A 25,332-nucleotide genomic window follows, 5' to 3' on the forward strand; every position below is an offset into this window, starting at 1 on the left:
TCCTGCCTTTCCGTTCGAATTCCTCTTGCCGATGTTATAGAACCGTAATATTGGCCGTCAACCCTGAAAGGCGGTCCTGGCGATTTCGGCCACGGCACTCCTGGCTGAATCCAGCTTTCCGGCATACAGGCAGAAGTCGTGCGGGAGATCCGGGAAATGCTGATGCCGCAGGGTGACCGACCGATCGGCCAGGTGCTCCCGCCAGGCGAGTCCTTCGTCACGGAGCACGTCGCAGCCGGCCGTCACGATCGAGCAGGCCGGCAGCCGGGCCAGATCGCTCTCCGACAGGGCGAACGGATCGAAGGCGCGTTCCGAGAAGAAAGGTTTCAGTAGCGACTTGAAGAGCCGCATGGCGCCGCTGTCGAGGAAGTAGCCCTCGCCGAACGTCCGGTAGGACTCGCGCTCCGTCCCGAGGTCGAGTACCGGGTAGATCAGCACGATGCGCGAGAAGACCCCGGGCAGGACGCGCAAGCTGAGGTAGAGCGAGAGCAGTCCGCCGACGCTGTCACCGGCGAGGACGAGCGGTCGGTCCCCCAACTCGCGGCACCGTGCCGCGATGTGGCTCCCCAGCCGCTCCACCGCCTCCTCGACGGTGTGTTCCGGCGCCTTCGGATACTCGAACGCCTCCACGGGTGCGTGCAGGGTGTTCGCCAAGTCCCGCAGGAATGGCCGGAAGACGGCCGTCGAGTAGTAGACCATCCCGCCGCCATGGATGTAGAGGACATACGGGGCGGCCGCGTCCTCCTGCGCCGGCCGGATGATCACCGAGTCCGCACCCGCGTCGAGCGACGTGCCGTCGTCGGGCTCGTCCACGCTTCCGAAGCGCGAGATCCAGCGCTCGGCGTTCACCCGGTCGTCCGCGAGCGAGCCGGTGGACGACCTGACCGCCATGATCTTGCGTGCGGCGGCCAGGCGGCCGAACTCCACGTTCAGCGCCCGCACTTCCACTTCAGACATCGCCGTCCCCGTCGACGGGCTCGACGTCGCCCGCGGGGGTGAACGCGAAGTGGGACGCACTCGACTCCCGAGCCGCCTCGGCGAGCCGTCGCATCAGCAGCTTCTCGTCCGTCTTGCCGGTCGAGGACACGGTGAGCTCGGGTGACCAGGCGACGATGGCCGGGCGCATGTACGCGGGCAGCAGGTCCGCCATCTGCTTCTCGACGTCCGCCACCACCGCCCGGTCCGGCGCCATCACCACGAGGGCGATCACGTCGTGGCCGCCCCGCGCGACCAGCGCGACGGCCGCCCGCTCGACGCCCGGGGAGCCCAGCACGAGCTGTCGGATCTCACCCAGGTGGATCCGCCGGCCGGCCAGCTTCACCTCGTCGTCGTTGCGTCCGCGGAAGACGATGTTGCCGTCCTCGTCATAGCTGCACATGTCGCCGGTGCGGTAGTAGCGGACGCCGTCCACCTCGACCACCCGGCGGGCGGTCTCCTCCGGCTGGTCGAAGTAGCCGCGCATCACCTGCTCGCCGCCGATCCACAGCTCGCCGATCCGGCCGTGCTCGTGGATCTCGGCCTCGTCCTCCACGATCCGCGCCGCCACACCGCGCAGGGGCCGGCCGATCGGGTACGAACTCACCCGCTCCGGGTCGACCCGTTCGATCTCATGGGCGACGCAGACGATCGTCGCCTCGGTCGGCCCGTAGACGTTGATGACGCGGACCTCGGGGAGGCCGTTCTTCCAGACGTTGATGACACCGGGGTCGCAGACCTCCGCGCCCGTCATCACCATCTCCAGGGCGGGGAAGTTCTCCCTGGTGACGTGGCGCCCGTCCTCCGTGATCATGGTCAGGAGCGTGGACACCGCGATCAGATGCGTGATCCGCTCGCGCTTGATGATCGCCCGCATGATCGCTCCGGCATGGACGCCCCGGAACTGGTGGACGAACGCGCCCAGCGACAGGGGCAGCAGCGTGTCCTCGATCGATACGTCGAAGTGGAACGGGGACAGGCTGAAGACCCGTGAGTCAGGGTTGAACCGGAGCACCTCGTTGTGGTTCCCGAAGTACGCGACCAGGTTGGCGACGGTGATCTCGACGCCCTTCGGCTCTCCCGTCGACCCCGACGTGAAGATGATGTACGCCGTGTCGTCGGGCCGATGCGCCACGGTGGGCTGTTCCGGGGCCGGCCACGACAGGATCGCGTCGAGCCGCGTACGGTCCACCCAGCTGACGTCGGCGACCGCGGGCTCCCGGTCGTCCAGCGCGATCACGACGCTCGGCCGCAGGCGCCCGAGCAGGCTGCGCAGGCGGGGGACCGGCTGCGCGGCGTCGAGCGGGACGTAGACGGCGCCGCACTTCCAGATCCCGATGGCCAGGACGGGCATGATCGCGCACTTCTCGGCCAGGATCGCGACCCGGTCCCCGCGGCCGACGCCCTGCTCCCTCAGCCAGGCCGCGAGCGCTCGGGCCTGCCGCTCCAGTTCGGCGAAGGTGAGGCCGGTCCGTCCGTCGTGGAGCGCCGGGCGGTCCGGCCAGTTGCTCGCGGCCGCTTGGACGATGTCGCCGAGCGCCGGCGCCGGGAAGGCCCGGTCGGCGGGGTCGAGCGACCACGGAGGCAGCGGTGTCGTCAACGCCACCGGCACAGAGGTCTCCGTCACGAGACGCCATTCCCTTCAACGTCGTAGAAGAAGCGGACCTTGGGTTTGGCCCCGGCGCCCATGCGCCGGTAGAAGCCGATGCCGAGCTCGTTGTGCGGAGGGGTCTGCCACTCGGCCCAGCCGCAGCCGTGGGCGACGGCGAACTCCCGCAGCCGCTCGAAGAACGTGCGGCCGAGCCCCATCCCCCGGTACGGCTCCTGGAGGTAGAGGCAGTCCATGTAGACGAAGGGTTCGGCGCCCCAGGTGGCGAAGTCGATGGTGACGGTCATGAAGCCGCAGGGCTCCCCGTCGTCCGTCGCGATCCAGCCGTACAGCGCCGGCTGCTCCGAGAACAGCGCCGTACGCCAGCGCTCGACCTGGCCGTTCTCCCGGAAGTCCGCCTTCTCGTACGCCGCGTGCTCGCGGCACAGCGCCAGCAGCGCGTCCAGGTGGCCAGGCTCGATCGGCTGCACCTTGATGTCGCGGCTCATACCCACCCCGAGAAGGTCGTGGCCAGGTACGCGTCGAGCGAGGCCTGGTCGAGCCGGCCTTGCGCCAGCACGGTGTTGACCCAGGCGTCGCGCTCGAAATTGATGACCTCGAGCTCCCAGACGCAGGCGATCAGGTCACGCTGGGCGAGGGGTGCGACCGTGGTGTTCCCCTCGGCGTCGACCGTCGTGCCGCGCACCCAGTGCTTGAGCATGTTGGCGTCGTACCACTGGCTCACCAGCAGGTAGTCGCCTTCGTCTCCGTAATGCAGGATCAGGAAGCCGACGGGGTGGTCTCCGCCTTGTGGGTGTTCGCTCAGCACCGTGGCGGCCTGCTCCCGCAGCCACTCGGGCGCCGGGAGGTCGGCGGAGCGTTCCGGGTCCGCGAACATCCCGTACGCCTTCAGAATTCGGCCAGACACTTCCACCGGCGGGAGCGCCTTGACCAGGCGCGGCGAGTACGTCAGCGGGTTCAGGTAAGTGCTTTCCCCGCCAGCAAGTAATTGGCCAATTTCCATCATGCGCTCGTTCGCCTCCGAACTGCCCTCGGATCGTCGATGCGGAAGGCGTCCATCCGCTTTACGACTCGTGCGGTATTGAGAAAGCTAGCCTTCTGTCCGTTTCGGCACTAATGACTTGGACTGTCAAAGTATTTGGTCGCCGTTAACCTCAATCGTTCTGGCGCCTTGAGGTCTGGTCACTGCCTCCGACTTCGCCCACGCCGAGGCAGCCCCCTTCGCCTCGAACGCGCCATCGTTGCTGGTCAGGCGATTACGGCAGGGCGATGAGCCGCTGCCGGCAGAAGCGGCCGACCGCGGCGGAAGCAAGCCCAAAGAGGTGGAAACTCACGGGGAGAAGTTCTACAGATTTCAACGTCTGGACATCGCGGCAGAGCCTCGCCGCGCCCCCGTCATTCGCTCAAGACGCCCAAGAAACTCCCCCCGGATATCAAGCACTGGCCCGTCCCCGACAGCCACCGGATGAACACCCTTGCGGCTATCAACAATTCGAGGATGCCTACTGACGTTCGATCATGTCAAGGGGAGTCCGACCGGTGATCCATCCCAATTGAGCCGAAAGTCGACCATGAATGGCAGAGCGTCCGGCATTGGCCGTGCCGCGCCGGTCCACATACCACTTTTCTTTAGCGACCTTCCAGTCTCCTGGAGAAAAATTTGCCGCTTGACGCCCGCCGATGATCATCGGCGCATCCTGGAGCGCAATTGGTTGAAAGCGGGACTGCCCTCAATGTGTGCCGTTGGGCCGACGTCAGCGCGCCGGAGTCGGTCCTGCTGTCCCTCGGCCACGCGGTGCTGCGCGGCCGGCGCGACGACGCTCCTCGGGTGTCGCGGAAACCACGACGTCCGGCACCGGTCCCTCCCCTCGTGGGGACCGGTGCCGGACGGCGGGGGTGGTGTCGATCCGCGGAACCTGCCGTGCCGGTGGGCGGCGGGTCAGTGCGGATCGAACAGGATGAGGTTGGCGCGAGGTGTCCGTCGGTCCTGCGGGAGGAGATCCGACGGAAGTGGATCCTGCCGAAGGTGGCCGAGAACGTGCGGCGCCATGAGTGGTCTCTCCGAGCTCTGGGCTGGTGGCCTGCCTGAGCGACGCGCGCGGGATGCGCACTTGCGTCGTGATCCTGCCAGTCGAGGGTGCCGGCGAGGAGCGTCCGGTCTCCGGATCCCGCCTTTACCGCAGGTCAGCCGTATAAAGTGAGTTTTCCGGTCCGGATGTCCAGGTGCGGCGGAGGTAACAGGAGTGGAGGCCTTGAGTTCCGATGCGGGGGCGCGCACAGCCTTCGCGGAACGGCTCGCGCTGCTCTACAAGGAGGCCGGCAATCCGCCGCTCAAGAGCGTGGCCGAGGCGGTCGTGCGACTTCAGCGGGTCGACGAGCGGGGGCGGCCCGTACGGGTGTCCGCCCAGCGGATCAGCGACTGGCGCCGCGCCAAGAACGTGCCTGCCCAGTTCGCCGCCCTCCAAGCCGTACTGCATGTCCTGATCCCCCAGGCCCGGCGTGCGCGTCCGGTGCCCGTGTCCGCCGGGCTGTACGACCAGGGCCAGTGGCAGCGGCTGTGGGAGCGTGCGACCGCCGGGGAAGAGGAGGAGCAGACTCCGGTCGAGGCCTCCGCGGTTGCCGGTGGGGTGTGTCCGTACCGGGGGCTGGCCTCCTACCGGCAGCAGGACGCCGGGTGGTTCTTCGGCCGGCAGCGGAGTACCGATTCCCTGGTCGCCCAGCTGCGCGCGGCCCAGAAGACCGGCGGCCTCGTCATGCTCGTCGGCGCCTCGGGCGCCGGTAAGTCCTCGCTGCTGAACGCGGGCCTGGTGCCCGCCCTGCAGAACGGTGCGCTGAGCGGTGAGAGCGGCCGGTCGAGCGCGGTGGTGCAGCTCGTACCGGGCGCAGATCCGCTGGCCGAGCTGACCCGCCGTATTCCGGAACTCTCGGACGTCGTCTCTTCCGACGTGGCGGGGCCGGGCCGCCCCGAGGAGGCGGAGGAAACCGGCGCGCAGGAACTCGGCACGGACTTCGTGCAGTCCGCACGTGACGCCGTCCTCGCCTGGGTCCGGCGTGAAGCCTCCTCCTCCAACACTCCGGTCCCTCCTGTCCCTCCTGTCCTCATCGTCGACCAGTTCGAAGAGACGTTCACCCTCTGCCCCGACGAAGCAGACCGCCGTACCTTCGTCCAGCTCCTGCACGCCGCCTGCACGCCCGTCGAACCCGGCGGGCCGGCTCCCGTGCTCGTCGTCCTCGGTATACGCGCCGACTTCTACGAGCAGTGCCTGGGGCACCCGGAGCTGGCCGATGCGCTGCAGCACCGGCACATGGTGCTCGGGCCGCTGACCACGGCGGAGTTGCGGGAGGCGGTGACCGGGCCGGCCAAGGCTGTGGGGCTGGAGTTGGAGCCGGGGCTGGCGGAGCTGATCGTGCGGGAGGTGAGTGCGGACGGGCCGCGTGGGACGCATCACGCCGGGGTGTTGCCGTTGCTGTCGCACGCGCTGCTCGCGACATGGCAGCGGCGGAAGGCGGGGCGGCTGACGCTGGCCGGGTACCGGGCGGCCGGGGGGATCCAGGGGGCCGTCGCCGCCACGGCCGAGCGCGCCTGGTCCGGGCTCGATCCGGCGGCACGTACGGCCGCGCGGCTGCTGCTGCTCAGGCTGGTGCGGCTGAGCGAGGACACGCAGGCGACCCGGCGGCGGGGCACCCGGCGGCAGCTGGCGGCGGAGTCGACGGATCCGGGCAAGACGGAGGAGTCGCTCGAGGCGCTGGTGCAGGCCCGGCTGGTGACGCTGGACGCGGAGACCGTGGAGATCACACACGAGGCGCTGCTCCACGCCTGGCCGCGGCTGCGGGACTGGATCGACGAGGACCGGCAGGGCAATCTGCTGCGCCAGCGGCTGGAGGAGGACGGCCGGGCCTGGGAGGAGTCCGGGCGTGACTCGTCGCTGCTCTACCGGGGCTCCCGGCTGGGGCAGGCCCGCAGCTGGGCGCGGTCGGCCGGGGACACCTTTCTGACCCGGAGCGCGGTGGAGTTCCTGGCCGCCGCGGTCCGGCTGCGCAGGCGCATGGTCTGGATCATGCGGAGCGCGGTCGCGGCGCTGGTCGCGCTGGCGATGCTGGCCATCGGTGCGGCGGTGGTCGCCTGGCAGCAGCGGGACGAGGCCGTGTTCGCGCAGGTGCTCGCCGAGGCCGACCGCTTCCAGTACTCGGACCCGTCGCTGTCCGCCCAGCTCGACCTGGTGGCCCACCGCCTGCGCCCGGACGACGAGGACCCCAACAGCCGGCTGATCTCGATCGTGAACGCCCCGCTGGCCACACCCCTGCGCGGTCACACCGGCGCCGTCTACCTCACCACCTTCAGCCCGAACGGACGGCTCCTGGCCACCGCCAGCTACGACCGGACCGTACGGCTGTGGGACGTCGCCGACCGGGCGCGGCCCGAGCCCCTGGGCAAGCCGCTGACCGGGCACAAGAGCTGGGTGAGCAGCGCGGTCTTCAGCCCCGACGGCCACACCCTGGCCAGCGCCGCCGACGACGGCACGGTCCGGCTGTGGGACGTACGGCACCCGAGTCGGCCGCGTGCGCTCGGCGCGCCCCTGACCGGGCACGAGGGCACGATCTATCTGGTCGCCTTCAGCCCGGACGGCCGCACCCTCGCCTCCGTCAGCGAGGACCGCACCGTGCGGTTGTGGGACGTGGCCGATCCGAAGCGGCCCAAGGCGCTCGCCACGCTGACCGGTGCCGACGCGGCCGTGCGGTCCGTGGCGTTCAGCCCGGACGGACGGACGCTGGCCGCCGGTGGCGACGACAAGACCATCCGGCTGTGGGACGTGGCCGAACCGGACCGGCCGAAGGCGCTTTCCACGCTGACCGGGCACACCGGCCTCGTCCACTCCGTCGCCTTCAGCCCCGACGGCCGCACCCTCGCGAGCGGCAGCGCCGACGACACCGTCCGGCTCTGGGACGTCTCCGACCCACGGCACGGCACCCAGCGGGGAGCACCACTCACCGGCCACACCGGCCCCATCTGGTCGGTGGCCTTCAACCCCCGCGGCAACATGCTCGCCGCCGCCAGCGCCGACAGCACGGCGAGCTTGTGGAACGTGAGCGACCCGGCGTATCCCTCGCAGGTCGGCGAGCCCCTCGCGGGCGCCAGCGGGGAGATGTACGCGCTCGGGTTCAGCCCGGACGGCCGCACCCTCGCCACCGGCAGCGGCGACAGCAAGGTGCGGCTGTGGTCGATCCCCACGTCGGACATGGTCGGCGGCAACGGGGCGTTCCGCCCGGACGGCAAGGTGCTCGCCACGGCCGCGCGCGACGGAGGGATCCGGCTGTGGGACGTACGGGATCCCGCCCGGCCGGCGGCGCTGAGCAAGCCGTTCCTGCCCGGGGACACCGGCCAGCGCTCCCAGGTGTTCTCACCCGACGGCCGGACGCTCGCGGTGACGACGGGCGAGCAGAGCGTGCGCCTGTGGAACGTCGGCGACCCGGCCCACCCGGCCCCCTACGACTCCCCCCTCTTCCTGCGCACCCGGTTCATGGGCCCCGACGCGCTGGCGTACAGCCCGGACGGGCGGACGCTGGCCACCGCCTGGGACGACCGCACGATCCGGTTGTGGAACGTCAGCGACCCCGCCCATGTCGTGCCGCTCGGCCCGCCCATCACCGGGCACACCGGCTACATCAACTCCCTCGCCTTCAGCCGGGACGGCCGCACCCTGGCCAGCGGCAGCGCGGACGCCACCATCCGGCTGTGGAAGGTGACCGACCCCCGCCGTCCCACCGCGCTCGGCGCGCCGCTCACCGGTCACACCGGCCCCGTCAACGCGCTCGCCTACAGCCCGGACGGCCATACGCTGGCCAGCGGCAGCGACGACGACACCGTACGGCTCTGGGACGTCGCCGACCCGCGCGAGGCGACCCCGCACGGCGACCCCCTCACCGGTCACACCGAAGCGGTCGTCTCACTGACGTTCAGCGCGGGCGGGCACTACCTGGCCAGCGGCGGCAACGACAACACGGTCCGGCTGTGGAACGTCTCCTCCCCGTCCGACGCCTCTGCCGTCGGCCAGGCGATGAGCCCGAACGCCAAGACCGGCAACTTCCTGTCGTTCAGCCCGACGAGCCACATGCTCGGCGTCTCCAGCGGCACCGACACCGTCCGGCTGTGGAACCTGGACGTGGACCAGGCGATCCGCCGCGTCTGCTCGACCACGCAGGGCGTACTGACGCGGGAGAAGTGGCACGAGTATCTGCCTCGGCTGTCGTACGAGCCGCCGTGCGCGGAAGCAGAGAAGTAGAAGCGTGCGCTCAGTGACGGGGCGGAGACGCAAGTGGCATGACAGGGGTTCGGCGGACAGCGGTTTCCGTGATCCCGATCACAACCCCGGGCCGCAGCCGATCGGGCGGCTCCCGCGAAGCAGACGACCTTGTTACTGTTGGCCTCAGCCCGATCGCTGGTGCATCCCCCGTCGCCAGCGGTCGGGCCTTCGCATGTCCGCGGCCCGGTCGCCCGGCCCGGCGAGGCCGCTTGAGGAGTCGTACGCTGATCCTGTGCCAAAGGCGTACGAAGTGATCACGGACGACCTGCGACACCCGCGCACGCCGATGCTCCGCGACAACCACCGGCACCAGTGGGAGAAGGACCGGGCGCGCCGCCCGCTCGCCACCCGGGCCGCGACCGGGGCCACGGAGCACGAGACCGGTCTCGAGGTGCGCGACCTCGTCTTCCATGCGCGGTACCGGGAGGTCGCCGCGCCCCCGGAACTGGCGAACGCGTTCGGCGTGCCGGAGGGGACCCCGCTCCTGGAGCGCACCTACCGGACCCGGTGCTCGACCGAGCACGCCCCGTTCAGCCTCGTGACGTCCTACCTGGTCCGCGCCATGATCGCCGCGAATCCCGATCTCCTGGACGACTCCAACGAGCCCTGGCCGGGCGGCACGCAGAACCAGCTCCACACGGTCGGCATCGAGTTGAGCCGCATCGAGGAGCGGGTCACCGCGCGGCCGCCGACGCCTGGTCAGGCGTGGGAGCTGGACCTGCCGCCGGGGGCGCCGGTGATCCTGCTGCGCAAGACCTCGTACGACATCACCGACCGCGTCGTGGAGATCTCCGAGGTCACACTGCCCGGCGACCGTGCGGAACTGCGCTTCACCACTCTCCTGGAAAGGTGGTGAGTGCGGCCGTGACACCGACCCGGCGCGTCATCATCGTCACCGCTGTTCACGGCCCTTCGGCGGCGTTCCTGCCGGATGCCCACAAGTCGCTGCGCGCACAGGAGTTGCCGGCCGGCTGGGAGTGGCACTGGGTGATCCAGGAGGACGGGCAGACCGACGAGGTCCTCCCGTACGTCCCCGACGACGCGCGCGTGACCTTCCGCCAGGGCCGGCCCGGGGGGCCCGGCGTGGCGCGCACCATCGCGCTCGCGCACGCCGAGGGCGAGTACGTGAAGATCCTGGACGCCGACGACCAGCTCACCCCGGGTGTCCTCGCCCGTGACCTGGCGGTCCTCGAAGCCGACCGCGACCTCGGCTGGACGACCTCCCGGGTCCTGGACCTCCTGCCGGACGGCACGACGGCCGGATTCCCCGGCGACCCCGACGACGGGCCGATCGAGCGGGGCGCCGTACTCGACTTCTGGAAGGCGAACGACTTCCGCGCCCAGGTCCACCCGGCGACCCTGTGCGTACGCCGGGACCTCCTGCTCGCCCTCGGCGGCTGGATGGCGCTCCCCGCATCCGAGGACACGGGCCTGCTGCTCGCGCTCAACTCCGTGAGCCGGGGCTGGTTCTCGGCGGAGGTGGGTCTCCTCTACCGCAAGTGGGAGGGCCAGGCGACCGGCCAGTCGGCCCACCTGGACCCGACTGAACGGCAGGCCCGCATGGCCGTGGCGGAGGCCAGGGCGCGGGCGCTGGGCTCGTTCGGGTGGCGCTGTCCGTCGGACCGCTGACCGCCGCTACTCGGCGACCGCTGCTACCCGGTGACCGCTGCTACCCGTGAGGGAGATGGCCTGGGACGGGCACCTCTCGGCTGCCTCCCGTACCTGCGGGTCGTCGCCGGTGTCCTCCCGGCCCGGCCGTACGACGCCGTACTCGTCCACGAAGTCGAAGACCGACGGAGCCCTGTGCACGCACTCGGCGGAGCCGTAACAGAGGTTCGGGTCGATCGAGACCTTCATCGGCGCTCCCGTCGTGAACCGTGTTCGGGGTTACACGACTGGACTGCCCAGCTGCCGAGCCCTCTTAATCACTGATCGAAGGACAGGTCGAGCATCCGGATCGCGTTTCCGCGCAGCAGCTTGTACGCCACCTCGTCGGAGAGCCCGCCCACATGCTCCGCGGCCACCCGCTTCGTCTCCGGCCACGTCGAGTCGACGTGCGGATAGTCCGTCTCGAAGGTCGCGTTGTCGACGCCGACCGTCTCGATCGCCTCGATGCCGTGCTTGTCCCGGAAGAAGCAGCAGAAGATCTGGCGGTAGTAGTACGTCGACGGCGGCTCCGGGATCAGGTCCTTCACGCCGCCCCAGGCCCGGTGCTCCTCCCAGACGTCGTCCGCGCGCTCCAGGGCGTACGGGATCCAGCCCATCTGGCCCTCGCTGTAGGCGAGTTTGAGCCGCGGGAACTTCACCAGGACCCCGGAGAAGAGGAAGTCCATCATCGACGCCATGGCGTTGTTGAAGGACAGGGACGCCTGGACCGCGGGCGGGGCGTCCGGGGAGGCGGCCGGCATCTGGGAGGAGGACCCGATGTGCATGTTGACGACCGTGCCGGTCTCCTCGCAGGCCCGGAAGAACGGGTCCCAGTAGCCGGAGTGGATGGAGGGCAGCCCCAGATACGTCGGGATCTCGCTGAACGTCACCGCCCGCACCCCGCGTGCCGCGTTCCGGTGGATCTCCGCGACGGCGAGGTCGATGTCCCACAGCGGGATCAGGCACAGCGGGATCAGCCGGCCACCGCTGTCGCCGCACCACTCCTCGACCATCCAGTCGTTGTAGGCGCGCACACAGGCCAGCCCGACCTCCTTGTCCTTGGCCTCGGCGAAGGTCTGGCCGCAAAAGCGCGGGAAGGTGGGGAAGCAGAGCGAGGCCTCGACATGGTTGATGTCCATGTCCGCCAGCCGGGCCTTGGGGTCCCAGCAGCCGCGCCGCATCTGCTCGCGGGTGATGCCGTCCAGCGTCATCTCGTCCCGGGAGAAGCCGACGGCCGCGATGATGCGCTTGTACGGGAAGAGGTCGCCCTCGTACTCCCACCAGTCGGTGATCTGACCGTCCGGGTCCGTGGTGAACCGGTACTTCCCGCCGATGTACTCGAGTTCGCCGATACCGGCGGTGAGGGGCTTCGGGCCCCGGTCCCGGTACTTGGCCGGGAGCCAGGTCTCGAAGAGGTGCGCGGGCTCGATCACATGATCGTCCACGCTGATGACCTTGGGCAGATCCTTGGTGCTGCTGTCGGTGGTACTGCGGTGGGCGGTCGCCACGTCTGGCCCCCTCGTGCCTGCCGGCGGACCGCGGAATCCGAATCCGACGGTCCACATCCTAATCTGACGGTCCATCAGATTTGTGGTTCACAGTAGGGGGACTCCCCGGCGACGGCAAGGGGCCATCCGGTCGGCGGCGAAACGGGGAGGGTGCGCGAAGGTCCGACGCGGAACGCTGATCCGCGCCCTCGCGCACGGCGATCTGGCCCCGAAGGGCTCAGTTGTTCCAGCTCTCGTCGTACGGGTCCGTCGGCTCCGCCACCGGTTTCGCCTCCGTGACCTCGATGAACGGGATCGGGCCGCCGTTGACCGGGTCCTTGGCGCGGCGCGGGGTGTAGGTGCCGGTGATCTGGAGCCAGGTGTCCGGCTGGAGGACCGGGGGGATGCGGCCGGTGAGGGCGACCTTGACCGGTTGGGCGTCGGCGGCGCAGCAGTTGAGGGCCATGCGGACGAGGTAGGGGGTGCCGTCGCGGTCCAGGGCCAGGAATCCGGTGAGCTGGACGCGGCGGTCGTGGAGGGTACGGCCGTGGTCGTAGACGGCGCGGCCCGCGTAGTCGACCACGCTGAGGCGCAGGGGGTCGGCGGCGGGGAGGGACGGATAGGCGAGGGGTTCCTGGAGGGCCGTACCGGTGCGGGTCGCGCTGTAGGAGCCGAGGGCGGGCGGGGCCACCAGGATCAGGGCGAAGAGGGGGAGGACGAGGAGCCAGGAGACTCGGGGTTCGCGGTGGGTGTGGGCGTGGGCGTCAGCACCAGCGTGAGTGTGGGCGTCCCTGCCGCTGTCCTGGTCGGCGTCGTGCCGCACGTCCTGATCGGCCTCGCGCTGCTTCTGTGCCCGCGTCCGCTGTCGCTCGTACCAGACCGTCGCCACCGCCGCCGCGATCAGCACCGCGCCGGACACCAGCACCAGCGGGCGCAGGCCCTGCTTGACGTACCGCAGATAGAGGTCGGTCGTGGCCGCGTGCAGCAGGGACGCACCCAGCAGGAACAGGACGGCGGCCTGGGCCTGGCGGTTCACAGGATCACCGCCCCCGTGAGCACCGACACGAGCACGGCCAGCGCGAACGTGGCCGGTGCGAAGCGCAGGGCGAAGGCGCGGCCGAAGGTGCCCGCCTGCATCGCGAAAAGCTTCAGGTCGATCATCGGGCCCACGACGAGGAAGGTGAGGCGGGCCGTGAGCGAGAACTGCGACAGCGACGCCGCCACGAACGCGTCCGCCTCCGAGCAGATCGACAGCACCACGGCGAGGATCGCGAGGGCGAGGACCGCCAGCACCGGGTTCTCGGCCGCCGTGCGCAGCCAGCTCTCCGGGGCCACCGCCTTCAGGGTCGCCGCCGCCATCGCGCCGACCACGAGGAAGCCGCCCGCATGCATCACGTCGTGCCGGACGGAGCCCCAGAAGGCCTCGCCCCTGCTCTGGCCGTCGTGGGACGGATGGGACGGCGGCTTCAGCCAGTCGGTACGGCCGAGGCGCAGCCACAGCCAGCCCATCGCACAGGCCACCAGCAGGCTGGCGACCAGGCGGGCGAGGACCATCTCCGGATCGCCGGGGAAGGCTACGGCCGTCGCCGTGAGCACGATCGGGTTGATCGCGGGGGCGGACAGCAGGAACGCCAGCGCCGCGGCCGGAGTGACTCCGCGCCGCACCAGCGCTCCGGCCACCGGCACGGACGCGCACTCGCAGCCGGGCAGCACCGCGCCCGCCGCTGAGGCGACCGGGACGGCAAGGGCGGGGCGGCTCGGCAGCGCGCGGGCGAAGAAGGACGGCGGCACGAACACCGCGATCGCCGCCGAGAGCAGCACGCCCAGCACCAGGAACGGCAGCGCCTGGACCATCACCGCGACGAACACCGTCGTCCAGCTCTGCATCACCGGTGCGGCGAGGGCGCGGCGGATCGGGCTCTGCAGCAGCACCAGCACGAGCATGAGCATGGTGAGGAGGAGGGGGGAGTTGAGGTGCCTGCCCTCCGCCTCCACCGAACTCGCCGGATCGCTGCGGTCGTCGGTCCGCTGCGGGACGGTCTTGGTGATCGCCACGGGCGAGGTACCTCCGGTGGTGCGGAAGGGCGCTGATTTCCCTCCCCTCTCATACGGACGGCCGGGCGCGGGCGTTCAGGTTCCGAGGGGGGCGCCTGTGGAACCACCCGTCCCAGTGAGGCAGTCTTTCCCCTTGTGGCGAGCGTTCCGAATCAGGGCTTAGGGAGTGACACGGCCGCGCACATGGTGGTGTGCGGCGACGACGGGCTCGCGCACCGGCTTGCCGCCGAGTTGCGCGGGGTGTACGGCGAACAGGTCACGCTCGTCGTGCCGCCCTCCGAGCGCACGGTACGGCCGCCGGTCGTGGGCCGGGCCCGGGCCGCGTCGGCGGCGCTGCTCGACCGGGTGGTGAACGCGGCCGTCAACCGGGCCGGCGGCGGGGCCGTCGGTGGCAGCGAACCGGCCGGGAGCGTACGGGTGGTGGAGGCCGCCGAGGCCACCGAGGAGGCGTTCGCCGAGGTGGGCGTGGAACGGGCCGCCGCGCTCGCCCTCGTCTATGACGACGACGAGACCAACATCCGCGCCGCCCTCACCGCCCGCCGTCTCAACCCCCGCCTCCGGCTCGTGCTGCGCCTGTACAACCGCCGGTTGGGCCAGCACATCGAGGAACTCCTCGACCAGGCGGCCACATTGGCGACGGGCACGGACGACGCCGGTCTGGACCCCTCCACGACGGTCCTGTCCGACGCCGATACGGCCGCCCCCGCGCTGGCCGCCTCCGCCGTCGCCGGCACCACCAAGGTCGTACAGACGGACGGCCTGCTGCTGCGTGCGGTGGAACGCCCGCCGCTGCGGCCCGGTCAGATGCCCCCTGCCGGGCTGGCCACGCTGGCCCTGCTGTCCACGAACGGCAACGAACCGGCCGCAGCGGCTGGTTCGGACGGTTCGCATGGTTCGCATGGTTCGGGCGGTTCGGACGGCAGTGGCGAGCAAGGGCCGCTGCTGCTGCCGGACGCGGCGACGGTGCAGCGGGCCAGGGGGCGTGGGAGGGTCGTCCTGGAGCAGGTGTCGTTCGCCGGCCCGTCGATGGCCTCGAGTCGCGGAGGGGCAGGCGTCGTACCGGCGTTCGCGTCGCTGTTCTCGCGGCGGTTGCGGTGGTCGCTGGCCGGGCTGGTGGGGTGTGTCGCGGCACTGGCCGTGGCCCTGACGGTGGTGACCGGGGAACACCCGCTCTACGCCACTTACATGACCCTCCTCGACCTCTTCGCCATCAACGAACCCGCCCTCCACCAGGGCCTGGCCCGCCAGATCCTCCAGCTCCTGTCCGGGCTGATGGGTCTGCTGCTGCTTCCGGTGCTGCTGGCGGCGGTACTGGAGGCCCTGGGCACGTTCCGCTCCGCGTCCGCCCTGCGCAAACCGCCGCGCGGACTGGGCGGGCATGTGGTGCTGCTCGGACTGGGCAAGATCGGCACCCGGGTGCTGACGCGGCTGCGGGAACTGCACATCCCCGTGGTGTGCGTCGAGGCCGACCCCGAGGCGCGCGGGCTGGCGACGGCGCGGCGGCTGCGGGTGCCGGTGGTGCTCGGGGACGTCACTCAGGAGGGCGTCCTGGAGGCGGCGAAGATCCACCGGGCGCATGCGCTCCTGGCGGTGACCAGCGCCGACACGACGAACCTCGAAGCCGCCCTGTACGCCCGCTCCGTCCGCCCCGACCTTCGCGTGGTCCTGCGCCTGTACGACGACGACTTCGCCACCGCCGTCTACCGCACCCTGCGTGCCGCGCACCCCTACGCGTCCACGCGCAGCCGGAGCGTGACGCATCTGGCCGCGCCCGCGTTCGCCGGGGCGATGATGGGGCGCCAGATCCTGGGCGCCATTCCGGTCGAGCGGCGGGTGCTCCTGTTCGCGGCGGTGGATGTGGCCGGGCATGCGCAACTGGAGGACAAGACCGTCGGTCAGGCCTTTCGGGCGGGTGCGTGGCGGGTGCTGGCGGTGGATCGGAGCGGGCGGGACGAGCGGCGCGACGATCGCCGGGAGGAACCGGCGGTGGAGGAGGCGTACGAGGACGGGCGGGCGGGTGGTACGTCGGGGTGGGTGTGGGACCTGCCCGACAACTACGTTCTCCAGAAGGAGGATCGGGTGGTACTGGCCGCCACCCGGCGGGGGTTGGCGGAACTGTTGGGGCGGCGGTCGCGGGAGCGGGCGGAGGCTTAGGCCGGGGGCCCGGGGCGGGGCCGCTGATGGTTGCAGCGCCCCCGCCGCCCCTACCCTTCCCGTCCTTGAAGGGGCTCCGCCCCTTCGACCCCGCCAGGGGGCTCCGCCCCCTGGACCCCCATCGGCCCTGAACGGGCCTCGTCCTCAAACGCCGGACGGGCTGGATGATGCTGGCCGGCGCCGGGAAGTGACCGCCGCCGCAGTGAGGCAGAGCCCCCAGCGGGTGGGTGGGGGATCGGGACGGCCCTGCTCGTCCTCAAACGCCGGACGGGCTGAAATGCACGGACCGGCGTCCTGAAGCGCAGCGCAGTGGAAGTGACCGTCAGCGCCTCGAGGCACAGCCCCCAGCTGGCTGATTGGGGGCTACGGCTGGTGTGGCGCCCCCAAGTGGCGCTCTGCGAAGTCCAGTTCCAGCTGTACCTGCTTGATCCGCTCGTCCACCACCAGCGAGCCGTGCCCCGCGTCGTAGCGGTACACCTCGTGGACTGCCTCCCGGGACTGAAGGCGCTTCACATAGTTGTCGATCTGTCGGATCGGGCAGCGGGGGTCGTTCACGCCCGCCGAGATGTAGACCGGTGCCTTGACCTGGTCGACGTACGTCAGTGGTGACGACGCCTCGAAGCGCTCCGGCACCTCCTCGGGTGTGCCGCCCAGCAGTGTGCGGTCCAGGGCCTTCAGTGACTCCATCTCGTCGTGGTACGCCGTGACGTAGTCGGCGACCGGGACCGCGGCGATGCCCAGGGTCCACGCGTCCGGCTGGGTGCCGAGGCCGAGGAGGGTGAGGTAGCCGCCCCACGAACCGCCGGTGAGGATCAGACGGGCGGGGTCGGCCAGGCCGGATGTCACCGCCCATTCCCGGACCGCCGCGATGTCCTCCAGCTCGATCAGCCCGACCCGGTGCTTGAGCGCGTCCGTCCAGGCGCGCCCGTAGCCCGTCGAGCCGCGGTAGTTGACCCGCACGACCGCGTACCCGTGGTCCACCCAGGCCGCCGGGCCCGCCGCGAACGAGTCGCTGTCGTGCCAGGTCGGGCCGCCGTGGATGTCGAAGACCGTCGGGAGCGGGCCCTCGGCGCCCTCAGGCCGCTGGACGAGAGCGTGGATGCGGCCGCCCGGGCCCTCCACCCACACGTCCTGGACCGGCACCGAGCCGGGGGACTTCATGCCGGGCGGGTCCAGCACCACGTGCCCCGTCGTCGACCGCACCGCCGACGGCTCGGCCGCCGACGACCACAGGTACTCCACGCTGCCGTCCGGACGGGCCGACGCCCCCGACACCGAGCCCGCCGGGGTCGGGATCCGCACCAGCTCACGCCGGGCCAGGTCGTAGCGGAACAGTTCGCTGCGGGCCTCGAAGCTGTGCGCGATCAGCAGACCGGTGCCGTCGGGATACCACTCGGCGCTCACGTCACCGGGCAGCTCCAGCGCGAGGTCCGTCTCCTCCCCCGTCGTCACGTCCCACACCAGCGGCTCCCAGCGGCCGCGCCTCTGGTGGCCGATGAGCAGGCGCCCGTCGCCCTCCACCGGGGCGAAGCCCAGGACCTCCAGGCCCAGTTCCTCCGAGCCGCCCTTGGTGTCGTCGAGTTCCGCGACCGCCGTGCCGTCGGGACGCACCACGCGCAGCGCCGAGTGCATCGCGTCGCCGTGCTCGGTGTGCTCGATGGCGATCAGCTTGCCGTCGTACGAGAGGTCGCCGACGCCCGCGGACTCGCGGTGGCGGTAGATCTCCAGCGGGGGCTCGCCGGTGCGGGCCAGATGGATCGTCGTACCGTCCTCGTCCGTCGAGCGGCCCACGATCGCCGTACGGCCGTCCCGGCCCAGGGCGAGGCCCGCCGGGTACGACGGGTCCAGGCCCGGCGCCGCGAGCTCGTCCTCGCCGCCGTCGAACCGCTGGCGGCGCCAGACGCCGAACTCGTCACCGTCCTTGTCGTCGAACCACCAGATCCACGCGCCGTCCGGGGTGAGCACGCCGTCCGTCGTGCCGTTCGGCCGGTCGGTCACCTGGCGCTGCTCGCCCGTCGACCGGTCCCAGGCGTACAGCTCGTACGTCCCTGTGGCGTTCGACACGAACAAGGAGCGGTCCGGGGCGTCCTCCGCCCAGTCGGGCAGCGACACCCGAGGCGCTCGGAAGCGCTTCTCCCAGTCCGGCATGTCCTTGTCCTGCTTGTGGTGATCCCGCGAATCGGACCCGTGGCTCTCAGTCATTGCCCCATAGTGCCTGGCCCGGCCGACAATTCGCTGGCGAGGTCCCCAGCCTGTGGATAACTTCGCGACCATGCACTCCGCCATACCCACAGACTGGAATGAAGCCAACCGCGCGCTCTGGGACGAGCGCGTCCCGCTGCACGCGGCCGGCTCCTTCTACGACCTCGACGGGTTCCGCGCCGGCGCCGACGCCCTGCGCGACTTCGAGCGGGCGGAGGTGGGGGACGTCACCGGCAGGTCGCTGCTGCACCTGCAGTGCCACATGGGCCTCGACACCCTGTCCTGGGCCCGGCACGGCGCCGCCCGCGTCGTGGGCCTCGACTTCTCCGAACCCGCGGTGGACGTGGCCCGCTCGCTCGCCGCCGACCTCGGGCTCGGTCAGGACCGGGCGGCCTTCGTCGCGGCCGACGTGTACGACGCGGCGGAGGCGGTGCCGGACCCCGCGTACGACATCGTCTACACCGGCGGGGGCGCCCTGTGCTGGCTGCCCGACATCCGCCGCTGGGCCGAGACGGCGGCCTCGCTCGTCGCGCCGGGCGGGTTCCTCTACCTCGCCGAGTTCCACCCGCTCACCGACGTCCTCGACGACGAGACGGGCTCCCGCATCGTCCGCGACTACTTCGACCGCGACGCCCAGGTGTACGACCTCCCCGGCACCTACGGGTCCGACAGCACCGACACGGTCAACAACCGCAGCGTCGAGTGGCAGCACCCGATCGGCGAGGTCGTGACCGCCCTCGCGGCGGCCGGACTGCGCATCGAGTTCCTGCACGAGCACGACGTCTCGCTGTTCCGCCGGTTCGAGTCCTTCGAGGCACGGGACGGCTACTACCGCTTCCCGGCGGGGCGGCCGCAGATTCCGCTGATGTACTCGCTGAAAGCCACCCGGAACTGACGTTTTCCCAGTTCAGGGCCGATTGTCAGTGGCGGGATGCAGACTCCTCGGCATGACGGATCTGCGGAAGACAGTCGAGAGGTTCTGGGCCACCGCCGCGGCCCGGGAGTGGGACGCGTTCGCCGACACGCTGGCCGAGGACGTCGTCTACACACTGCCCCAGACGCGGGAGCGGATCAGTGGGCGGGAGCGGTATGTGCAGTTCAACCGGGAGTATCCGGGTGACTGGCGCCTGCGGATCGAGCGGGTCGTCGCCGAGCCTGGGCAGGTCGTGACCTGGCTCCACTTCACGGTGGGGCTGGAGGAGATGTACGGCATCTCCTTCTTCACGGGGGACGAGGACGGCCGAATATCCACCGTCACAGACTTCTGGCCGGAGCCTTACGAACCTCCAGCCGGCCGGGAACACCTCGTCGAGCGGTACTGAGACGGGACCGGACCCCGCGGCCGAGCCCTCCGCGGGAGCCCCGTACCGTTGAGGGTGTGTACCGGTTTCTGCTGACGCCCCGTTGGTGGGGAATCAACGTCTTCGTGCTGCTTGCCATCCCCTTCTGCGTGTTCATGGGGTCGTGGCAGCTGAGCCGGTTCGAGGCGCGGGTCGCGGACCATCGCAGCGCCGGTGAGCAGGCCGCGGAGAACAAGCAGGAGGCGGCCCGTCCACTCGCCGAGCTGCTGCCCGTGGACAAGGCGACGGTGGGCAAGAAGGTCACCGCGAGCGGCCGGTACGGCAAGCAGCTGCTGGTCCCCGACCGGGAGCTGGACGGCAAGCAGGGCTACTACGTCCTGACGCTGCTGCACACCGACGAGGACAAGGCCCTGCCGGTCGTGCGGGGCTGGCTGCCCGGCGACGCCGACCGTGCCGAGGCCCCCGCCGCACCCACCGGCGAGGTCACGGTCACCGGCTCGCTCCAGGCGTCCGAGGTGCCCGGCGAGAACGGCGTGCCCGCGCAGGGTGGCCTGCCGTCCGGTCAGACGGGGGCGATCAGCGCGGCGTCGCTGGTGAACCTGGTGCCGTACGACGTCTACGACGCCTGGGTCACCCTCGACAAGGCCGACTCCGGCATGAAGCCCGTGCCGGTGGCCGCCGCCAACGACACCGGCCTCGACCTGAAGGCGTTCCAGAACCTCGGCTACACCGGCGAGTGGTTCGTCTTCGCGGGCTTCGTGGTCTTCATGTGGTTCCGCCTGCTCCGCCGCGAGGTGGAGTCCGTACGGGACGCGGAGCTGGGCCTGGTGCCGGACCAAGAGCCCGACGGGGGCCAGAGGGACCCGGCCGAGAAGGACCCGGCCGGGGAGTCGAGCGAGGGTCCGACGCAGGAGAAGGCGAACGCCTAGCGGGGACGGTTCCCCGCCTACGCCCTACGCCCCCGCCAGCACACCCGTCCAGTACACGATCCCCGCGCACGCGTTGGACACCGTCACCGAGGCCGCCGGCGCTCCCGCCTCCGGCGTGTTGGTGATCGTGACGCTTCCCTCGGCCGTGGTGTCCTCCGTCATCAGCTGCGTGGAGGTACCGGTGTCGCCTCCCGTGGACGTGCCCTCCGTCGTGCCGGAGGTGTCCTGGGTGGGGGTCGGGGTGGGTGAGGGGTCGTTGCCGCCGTTGGTACCGCCACTGGGGTCGGTCGTCGTGGGGCAGGCCTCCGAGGGGACCCAGGCGAACTTCACCTGGTAGGAGTCGCCCGGCTTGAGGACGAGGGAGGTGAGCTCCTGGGACGGGTCGGGCAGACCGGCCGCCGCGTCACCGGCGACATGCCGGATGTCGGTGATCTTCGTGCCGTCCGCCGCTCCACCCGCGGCAAGGAACATCGAGCCCGGGCTGCTCACCGTGCAGTCGACGGTGGAGACGTTGCTGAAGGTGAAGGTGCCGTAGACCGCGCCGGACGTCTCGGGGACGTTCGTGGTCCCGCCGGACGTGCCCAGCTGGTCCGCGGTGCACGCGGCTGTGCCGGCCGGGCTGGTCGCCAACGGGTCGGTGGAGCTTCCGGAACCGGCACCCGGACTCTTGCCGGTGCCCTTGTCCTCGTCCTTCTCGCTCCCCTTGCCCTGGTCCTCGGTCTTGCCCGAGGAGCCGCCGGACGTGCTCTCGCCGCCCTCGGTCTCCTTGCCCTGACCGGATCCGCCCTGCGCCTGCTCACCGTGCCCGGCGACGGACGGGTTGACGTCGGAGCCGGTGGAGTTGGAGACGTGCACCAGGGCCGGGACGGCGGTGCCGACGAAGAGCGCCGCGGCCGCCACGCCGACGAGGGCCTGCCGCTTGCGCGCCCGCCGCGCGGGCACCGCCCGCCGCAGATGGTCCAGCGTGCCGTCGCGCGGCTCGATCTCCTCGACCGCGTGATGGAGCATGCGGCGCAGTGCCAGCTCGTCCGAGTCGAACCCCTCGGGGCCCTGGTCGTCGGGGCCGTGGTTCACAGTTCCGTTCCCAGCGTGCGATTGCTTCGGCTGTTGCTTGTCCGGCCGCCCTGTCGGCTCACGCCAGTCGTACGGCTCGTGGGGGACGTGCAGATGACGCCGCCCCTCATGGTCCTCGCTCATGCCGGCGCCTCCATGGCCACCCGCAGCGCCGCGATGCCGCGCGAGCCGTACGCCTTCACCGAGCCCAGCGAGATGCCGAGCGTCTCGGCGACCTGCGCCTCGGTCATGTCCGCGAAGTAACGCAGGACCAGCACCTCGCGCTGTCGGCGCTGCAGGCCCTTCATCGCCTTGATGAGGGAGTCGCGCTCGAGCTGGTCGTACGCTCCCTCCTCCGCGCTCGCCATGTCGGGCATCGGCTTGGACAGCAACTTGAGGCCGAGTATGCGGCGGCGCAGGGCGGAGCGGGACAGGTTGACGACGGTCTGGCGCAGATAGGCCAGTGTCTTCTCCGGGTCACGCACGCGCTTGCGCGCGGAGTGGACGCGGATGAACGCCTCCTGGACGACGTCCTCGCAGGAGGCGGTGTCGTCGAGGAGAAGAGCCGCGAGGCCCAGCAGCGAGCGGTAGTGCGCCCGGTAGGTCTCGGTGAGGTGGTCGACGGTCGTACCGGCCGCCGCGGTGTTCTCGGCGTGCTCGGAGCCGTCGCGCTGACTGGGAATGCGGGCGGGCCGCGCTGCGGGCATGGGCGCGATCACCGGCATGCCGCCGGGCGTGCCGGACATGCGGGGTCGGACGGGCCGGCGGGGCGGCCGTAGGGCCGTACCGCGGGTCGCCGCACTGAAGTCGAGTACCTCTGCCACGCCTGTTGGACACGCGTCCCCCCTGGAGGGTTGTACGTGCCGGACGTCACTTTTGCGTCAGTCCCGGCAGCCGCCCCTCTCGTGCCAGGCAGCACAGCTGACCGTGCGTCAAACGCCCACATGCCTACCCGCTCTTCCCTTATGTCCAAAATGGCCGAGCGTCCCCACGCCCGGCTCTTGGCGTCCCCACGCCAGAAAAAACGCGTCTCCACGCCCATAAGGGCGACCGCAAAGACGCTCCCCGCCCTGCAAGCGGTTGCAGGGCGGGGAGAAAAATCTTCGGCTGCCGCCGGGGCCCGGTTCAAGTGGTCCGGACCATCGATCGGCTCACACTTCTCACATAGATCCTACAAACGATTCAACCAACGCCCAGGAGTTTTCCGGCACCACGGCCGGTCTCACGAAAACTCCGCCGCCACGAGCTCGGCGATCTGCGCGGTGTTGAGGGCCGCGCCCTTGCGCAGATTGTCGCCGCAGACGAAGAGTTCGAGCGCCGTCGGATCGTCGAGCGCGCGCCGCACCCGCCCGACCCAGGTCGGGTCCGTGCCCACCACGTCGGCGGGCGTCGGGAACTCGCCGGCCTCCGGGTCGTCGTAGAGCACGACCCCGGGTGCGGTGGCCAGGATCTCGCGCGCCTTGGCGACCGTGACCTCGCCCTCGAAGCGGGCGTGCAGGGTCAGCGAGTGCCCGGTCAGCACCGGCACCCGCACACAGGTCACCGCGACCGGCAGCTTCGGCAGCCCGAGGATCTTGCGGGATTCGTCCCGCACCTTCATCTCCTCCGACGACCAGCCGTCCTCACGCAAGGACCCGGCCCACGGCACGACGTTCAGCGCGACCGGCTCCGGGAACGGCCCGGTGTTCTCGCCGATGGCCCGCCGTACGTCACCGGGGCTGTTCCCCAGATCCGTACCGGCGACGAGGGACAGCTGCTGCCGGAGCGTCTCCACACCGGCGCGCCCGGCCCCGCTCACCGCCTGGTACGAGGAGACCACCAGCCCGCGCAACCCGAACTCGGCGTGCAGCGCGCCCAGCGCCACGATCATGGAGAGGGTGGTGCAGTTGGGGTTGGCGACGATGCCGCGCGGCCGCATCCGTACGGCATGCGGGTTGACCTCGGGAACGACCAGGGGCACATCCGGGTCCATCCGGAAGGCGCCCGAATTGTCCACCACCACCGCGCCCTTGGCTGCGGCGATCGGCGCCCATCGGGCGGCCACCTCGTCGGGGACGTCGAACATCGCGACGTCGACCCCGGCGAAGGCCTCCTCGGTGAGCGCCACCACCTCGACCTCCTCGCCGCGCACGGCCAGCTTGCGGCCGGCCGAGCGCGGCGAGGCGACGAGACGGATCTCACCCCAGACGTCGGCGCGCTGGGAGAGGATCTGGAGCATGACCGTGCCGACGGCTCCGGTCGCTCCCACGACCGCGAGCGTCGGGCGGCGGGACTCCATCCCCGCCATCAGCGTCCGGTGCCTCCGTACACGACAGCCTCGTCGCTGTCGGAGTCGAGACCGAAGGCGCTGTGCACGGCGCGGACGGCCTCGTTGACGTCGTCGGCGCGGGTGACGACCGAGATACGGATCTCGGAGGTCGAGATCAGCTCGATGTTCACGCCGGCGTCGGACAGCGCGGTGAAGAAGTCGGCGGTGACGCCGGGGTTCGTCTTCATGCCCGCGCCGACCAGCGAGATCTTGCCGATCTGGTCGTCGTAGCGCAGCGAGTCGAAGCCGATGCCGCTCTTGTTCTTCTCCAGGGCGTCGATGGCCTTGCGGCCCTCGGCCTTGGGGAGCGTGAAGGAGATGTCCGTCAGGCCCGTGGAGGCCGCGGACACGTTCTGCACGATCATGTCGATGTTGATCTCGGCGTTCGAGATCGTCCGGAAGATCGCGGCGGCCTCGCCCGGCTTGTCCGGCACACCGACGACGGTGACCTTGGCCTCGGAGGTGTCGTGCGCGACACCGGAGATGATGGCCTGCTCCACCTGCTTGTCCCCTTGATCGATCGGCTCGCTGCTGACCCACGTGCCCTGCAGTCCGCTGAAGCTGGACCGGACGTGGATCGGGATGTTGTAGCGGCGGGCGTACTCCACACAGCGGTGGAGCAGCACCTTCGAGCCGGACGCAGCCAGCTCCAGCATGTCCTCGAAGGAGATCCAGTCGATCTTCTTCGCCTTCTTCACCACACGCGGGTCGGCGGTGAACACGCCGTCGACGTCGGTGTAGATCTCGCACACCTCGGCGTCGAGGGCGGCGGCCAGCGCCACGGCGGTCGTGTCCGACCCGCCGCGCCCCAGGGTGGTGATGTCCTTCGAGTCCTGGCTGACGCCCTGGAACCCGGCCACGATGGCGATGTTGCCCTCGTCCACCGAGGTGCGGATCCGGCCCGGCGTGACATCGATGATCCGGGCTTTGTTGTGGACCGAGTCGGTGATGACGCCTGCCTGGCTGCCGGTGAAGCTCTGGGCGGAGTGGCCCAGGTTTTTGATCGCCATGGCCAGCAGTGCCATGGAGATCCGCTCTCCGGCGGTCAGCAGCATGTCGAGTTCACGCCCGGCAGGCATCGGGGATACCTGCTCGGCGAGATCGATCAGCTCGTCCGTCGTGTCGCCCATCGCGGAAACCACGGCGACCACCTGGTGGCCGTTCTTCTTGGCTTCCACGATCCGCTTGGCGACGCGCTTGATGCCCTCGGCATCGGCTACGGAGGAGCCTCCGTACTTCTGCACGACAAGGCCCACGTGCGCTCCTCGCTCAGTCCGTGTGTGTCGGCTCAGTCTAACGAGCGTCCGAAT

20 protein-coding genes are annotated in these 25,332 nt (G+C 70.7%); 7 read left to right on the forward strand and 13 right to left on the reverse strand.

Features of this window, described 5'->3' with window-relative positions:
* Positions 1-57: 57 nt before the first annotated feature.
* The 4 genes from EHO50_RS26515 to EHO50_RS26530 are packed head-to-tail and all read right to left on the reverse strand — an operon-like array spanning position 58 to position 3,590.
* Positions 58-957 (reverse strand): alpha/beta hydrolase fold domain-containing protein, encoded by a 900-nt coding sequence (locus EHO50_RS26515; RefSeq protein WP_246101461.1) that lies wholly within the window; start codon positions 955-957, stop codon positions 58-60.
* Positions 950-2,602: an amino acid adenylation domain-containing protein gene (locus EHO50_RS26520; RefSeq protein WP_128433713.1), complete on the reverse strand. Its 1,653-nt coding sequence runs from the start codon at positions 2,600-2,602 to the stop codon at positions 950-952. The genes EHO50_RS26515 and EHO50_RS26520 overlap by 8 nt, the downstream gene beginning before the upstream one ends.
* On the reverse strand, positions 2,599-3,072 hold the full coding sequence (locus tag EHO50_RS26525; protein ID WP_128433714.1) for a GNAT family N-acetyltransferase: 474 nt from the start codon (positions 3,070-3,072) through the stop codon (positions 2,599-2,601). Before EHO50_RS26525 ends, EHO50_RS26520 begins: the two co-directional genes overlap by 4 nt.
* Positions 3,069-3,590, reverse strand: coding sequence for a hypothetical protein (locus EHO50_RS26530; protein WP_246101462.1), 522 nt, complete (start codon positions 3,588-3,590; stop codon positions 3,069-3,071). The genes EHO50_RS26525 and EHO50_RS26530 overlap by 4 nt, the downstream gene beginning before the upstream one ends.
* A gap of 1,237 nt (positions 3,591-4,827) precedes the next feature.
* Here EHO50_RS26530 and EHO50_RS26535 point away from each other — a divergent pair.
* From EHO50_RS26535 to EHO50_RS26545, 3 genes are all read left to right on the forward strand, one after another.
* Positions 4,828-8,865, forward strand: coding sequence for a WD40 repeat domain-containing protein (locus EHO50_RS26535; protein WP_128433715.1), 4,038 nt, complete (start codon positions 4,828-4,830; stop codon positions 8,863-8,865).
* 307 nt (positions 8,866-9,172) lie between these two features.
* Positions 9,173-9,742: a UTRA domain-containing protein gene (locus EHO50_RS26540; RefSeq protein WP_246101498.1), complete on the forward strand. Its 570-nt coding sequence runs from the start codon at positions 9,173-9,175 to the stop codon at positions 9,740-9,742.
* Positions 9,739-10,515, forward strand: coding sequence for a glycosyltransferase family 2 protein (locus EHO50_RS26545; protein ID WP_128433717.1), 777 nt, complete (start codon positions 9,739-9,741; stop codon positions 10,513-10,515). The genes EHO50_RS26540 and EHO50_RS26545 overlap by 4 nt, the downstream gene beginning before the upstream one ends.
* Before the next feature lie 6 nt (positions 10,516-10,521).
* On the opposite strand, the gene EHO50_RS26550 is transcribed toward EHO50_RS26545, so the two are convergent.
* From EHO50_RS26550 to EHO50_RS26565, 4 genes are all read right to left on the reverse strand, one after another.
* The gene (locus EHO50_RS26550) at positions 10,522-10,743 is read right to left on the reverse strand and encodes a ferredoxin (protein ID WP_128433718.1); all 222 of its coding nucleotides are present in this window, start codon (positions 10,741-10,743) and stop codon (positions 10,522-10,524) included.
* Between the two features lie 68 nt (positions 10,744-10,811).
* Complete coding sequence (locus tag EHO50_RS26555; protein WP_128433719.1) at positions 10,812-12,041, reverse strand: amidohydrolase family protein; 1,230 nt, start codon at positions 12,039-12,041, stop codon at positions 10,812-10,814.
* A 217-nt stretch (positions 12,042-12,258) separates the two neighbouring features.
* Positions 12,259-13,056, reverse strand: a complete 798-nt coding sequence (locus tag EHO50_RS26560; protein WP_128433720.1) for a TIGR03943 family putative permease subunit — start codon at positions 13,054-13,056, stop codon at positions 12,259-12,261.
* The gene (locus EHO50_RS26565; protein ID WP_128433721.1) at positions 13,053-14,075 is read right to left on the reverse strand and encodes a permease; all 1,023 of its coding nucleotides are present in this window, start codon (positions 14,073-14,075) and stop codon (positions 13,053-13,055) included. The genes EHO50_RS26560 and EHO50_RS26565 overlap by 4 nt, the downstream gene beginning before the upstream one ends.
* Positions 14,076-14,258: 183 nt before the next feature.
* Between EHO50_RS26565 and EHO50_RS26570 the strand changes: the two genes are divergently transcribed.
* A complete protein-coding gene (locus EHO50_RS26570; protein WP_128433722.1) occupies positions 14,259-16,229 on the forward strand; it encodes an NAD-binding protein in 1,971 nt (656 codons plus the stop codon).
* A gap of 363 nt (positions 16,230-16,592) precedes the next feature.
* Here the strand turns inward: EHO50_RS26570 and EHO50_RS26580 are convergent, their stop codons facing one another.
* Positions 16,593-18,431 carry a S9 family peptidase gene (locus tag EHO50_RS26580; protein WP_128433724.1) on the reverse strand — a complete coding sequence of 613 codons (1,839 nt, stop codon included), beginning with the start codon at positions 18,429-18,431 and terminating at the stop codon, positions 16,593-16,595.
* 70 nt (positions 18,432-18,501) lie between these two features.
* Between EHO50_RS26580 and EHO50_RS26585 the strand changes: the two genes are divergently transcribed.
* From EHO50_RS26585 to EHO50_RS26595, 3 genes are read left to right on the forward strand one after another with little or no spacing between them, the layout of a single operon-like run.
* Entirely contained in the window at positions 18,502-19,326 is an 825-nt protein-coding gene (locus EHO50_RS26585) for a class I SAM-dependent methyltransferase (protein WP_128433725.1), read from the forward strand.
* 52 nt (positions 19,327-19,378) lie between these two features.
* Positions 19,379-19,753 (forward strand): nuclear transport factor 2 family protein, encoded by a 375-nt coding sequence (locus tag EHO50_RS26590; RefSeq protein ID WP_128433726.1) that lies wholly within the window; start codon positions 19,379-19,381, stop codon positions 19,751-19,753.
* A 56-nt stretch (positions 19,754-19,809) separates the two neighbouring features.
* Complete coding sequence (locus tag EHO50_RS26595; protein WP_128433727.1) at positions 19,810-20,661, forward strand: SURF1 family protein; 852 nt, start codon at positions 19,810-19,812, stop codon at positions 20,659-20,661.
* Positions 20,662-20,685: 24 nt separating this feature from the next.
* On the opposite strand, the gene EHO50_RS26600 is transcribed toward EHO50_RS26595, so the two are convergent.
* From EHO50_RS26600 to EHO50_RS26615, 4 genes are all read right to left on the reverse strand, one after another.
* A complete protein-coding gene (locus EHO50_RS26600) occupies positions 20,686-21,735 on the reverse strand; it encodes a hypothetical protein (protein ID WP_128434033.1) in 1,050 nt (349 codons plus the stop codon).
* A 119-nt stretch (positions 21,736-21,854) separates the two neighbouring features.
* Positions 21,855-22,538 carry a SigE family RNA polymerase sigma factor gene (locus tag EHO50_RS26605; protein ID WP_167517977.1) on the reverse strand — a complete coding sequence of 228 codons (684 nt, stop codon included), beginning with the start codon at positions 22,536-22,538 and terminating at the stop codon, positions 21,855-21,857.
* A gap of 398 nt (positions 22,539-22,936) precedes the next feature.
* On the reverse strand, positions 22,937-24,001 hold the full coding sequence (locus tag EHO50_RS26610; RefSeq protein WP_128433728.1) for an aspartate-semialdehyde dehydrogenase: 1,065 nt from the start codon (positions 23,999-24,001) through the stop codon (positions 22,937-22,939).
* Positions 24,001-25,278, reverse strand: coding sequence for an aspartate kinase (locus tag EHO50_RS26615; RefSeq protein WP_128433729.1), 1,278 nt, complete (start codon positions 25,276-25,278; stop codon positions 24,001-24,003). Before EHO50_RS26615 ends, EHO50_RS26610 begins: the two co-directional genes overlap by 1 nt.
* Between the last annotated feature and the right edge of the window lie 54 nt (positions 25,279-25,332).

Origin of the sequence: Streptomyces cyaneus, assembly GCF_004028635.1 — a bacterium.
In the GTDB taxonomy this organism is placed as follows: domain Bacteria; phylum Actinomycetota; class Actinomycetes; order Streptomycetales; family Streptomycetaceae; genus Streptomyces; species Streptomyces cyaneus.

What these genes read in the sequence shown, in the direction of transcription:
- EHO50_RS26530 (WP_246101462.1), bottom strand. Translation starts at nt 3,590, where the DNA reads ATGATGGAAATTGGCCAATTACTTGCTGGCGGGGAAAGCACTTACCTG.
- EHO50_RS26540 (WP_246101498.1), top strand. Translation starts at nt 9,173, where the DNA reads ATGCTCCGCGACAACCACCGGCACCAGTGGGAGAAGGACCGGGCGCGC.
- EHO50_RS26515 (WP_246101461.1), bottom strand. Translation starts at nt 957, where the DNA reads ATGTCTGAAGTGGAAGTGCGGGCGCTGAACGTGGAGTTCGGCCGCCTG.
- EHO50_RS26570 (WP_128433722.1), top strand. Translation starts at nt 14,259, where the DNA reads ATGGTGGTGTGCGGCGACGACGGGCTCGCGCACCGGCTTGCCGCCGAG.
- EHO50_RS26550 (WP_128433718.1), bottom strand. Translation starts at nt 10,743, where the DNA reads ATGAAGGTCTCGATCGACCCGAACCTCTGTTACGGCTCCGCCGAGTGC.
- EHO50_RS26525 (WP_128433714.1), bottom strand. Translation starts at nt 3,072, where the DNA reads ATGAGCCGCGACATCAAGGTGCAGCCGATCGAGCCTGGCCACCTGGAC.
- EHO50_RS26610 (WP_128433728.1), bottom strand. Translation starts at nt 24,001, where the DNA reads ATGGCGGGGATGGAGTCCCGCCGCCCGACGCTCGCGGTCGTGGGAGCG.
- EHO50_RS26585 (WP_128433725.1), top strand. Translation starts at nt 18,502, where the DNA reads ATGCACTCCGCCATACCCACAGACTGGAATGAAGCCAACCGCGCGCTC.
- EHO50_RS26590 (WP_128433726.1), top strand. Translation starts at nt 19,379, where the DNA reads ATGACGGATCTGCGGAAGACAGTCGAGAGGTTCTGGGCCACCGCCGCG.
- EHO50_RS26580 (WP_128433724.1), bottom strand. Translation starts at nt 18,431, where the DNA reads ATGACTGAGAGCCACGGGTCCGATTCGCGGGATCACCACAAGCAGGAC.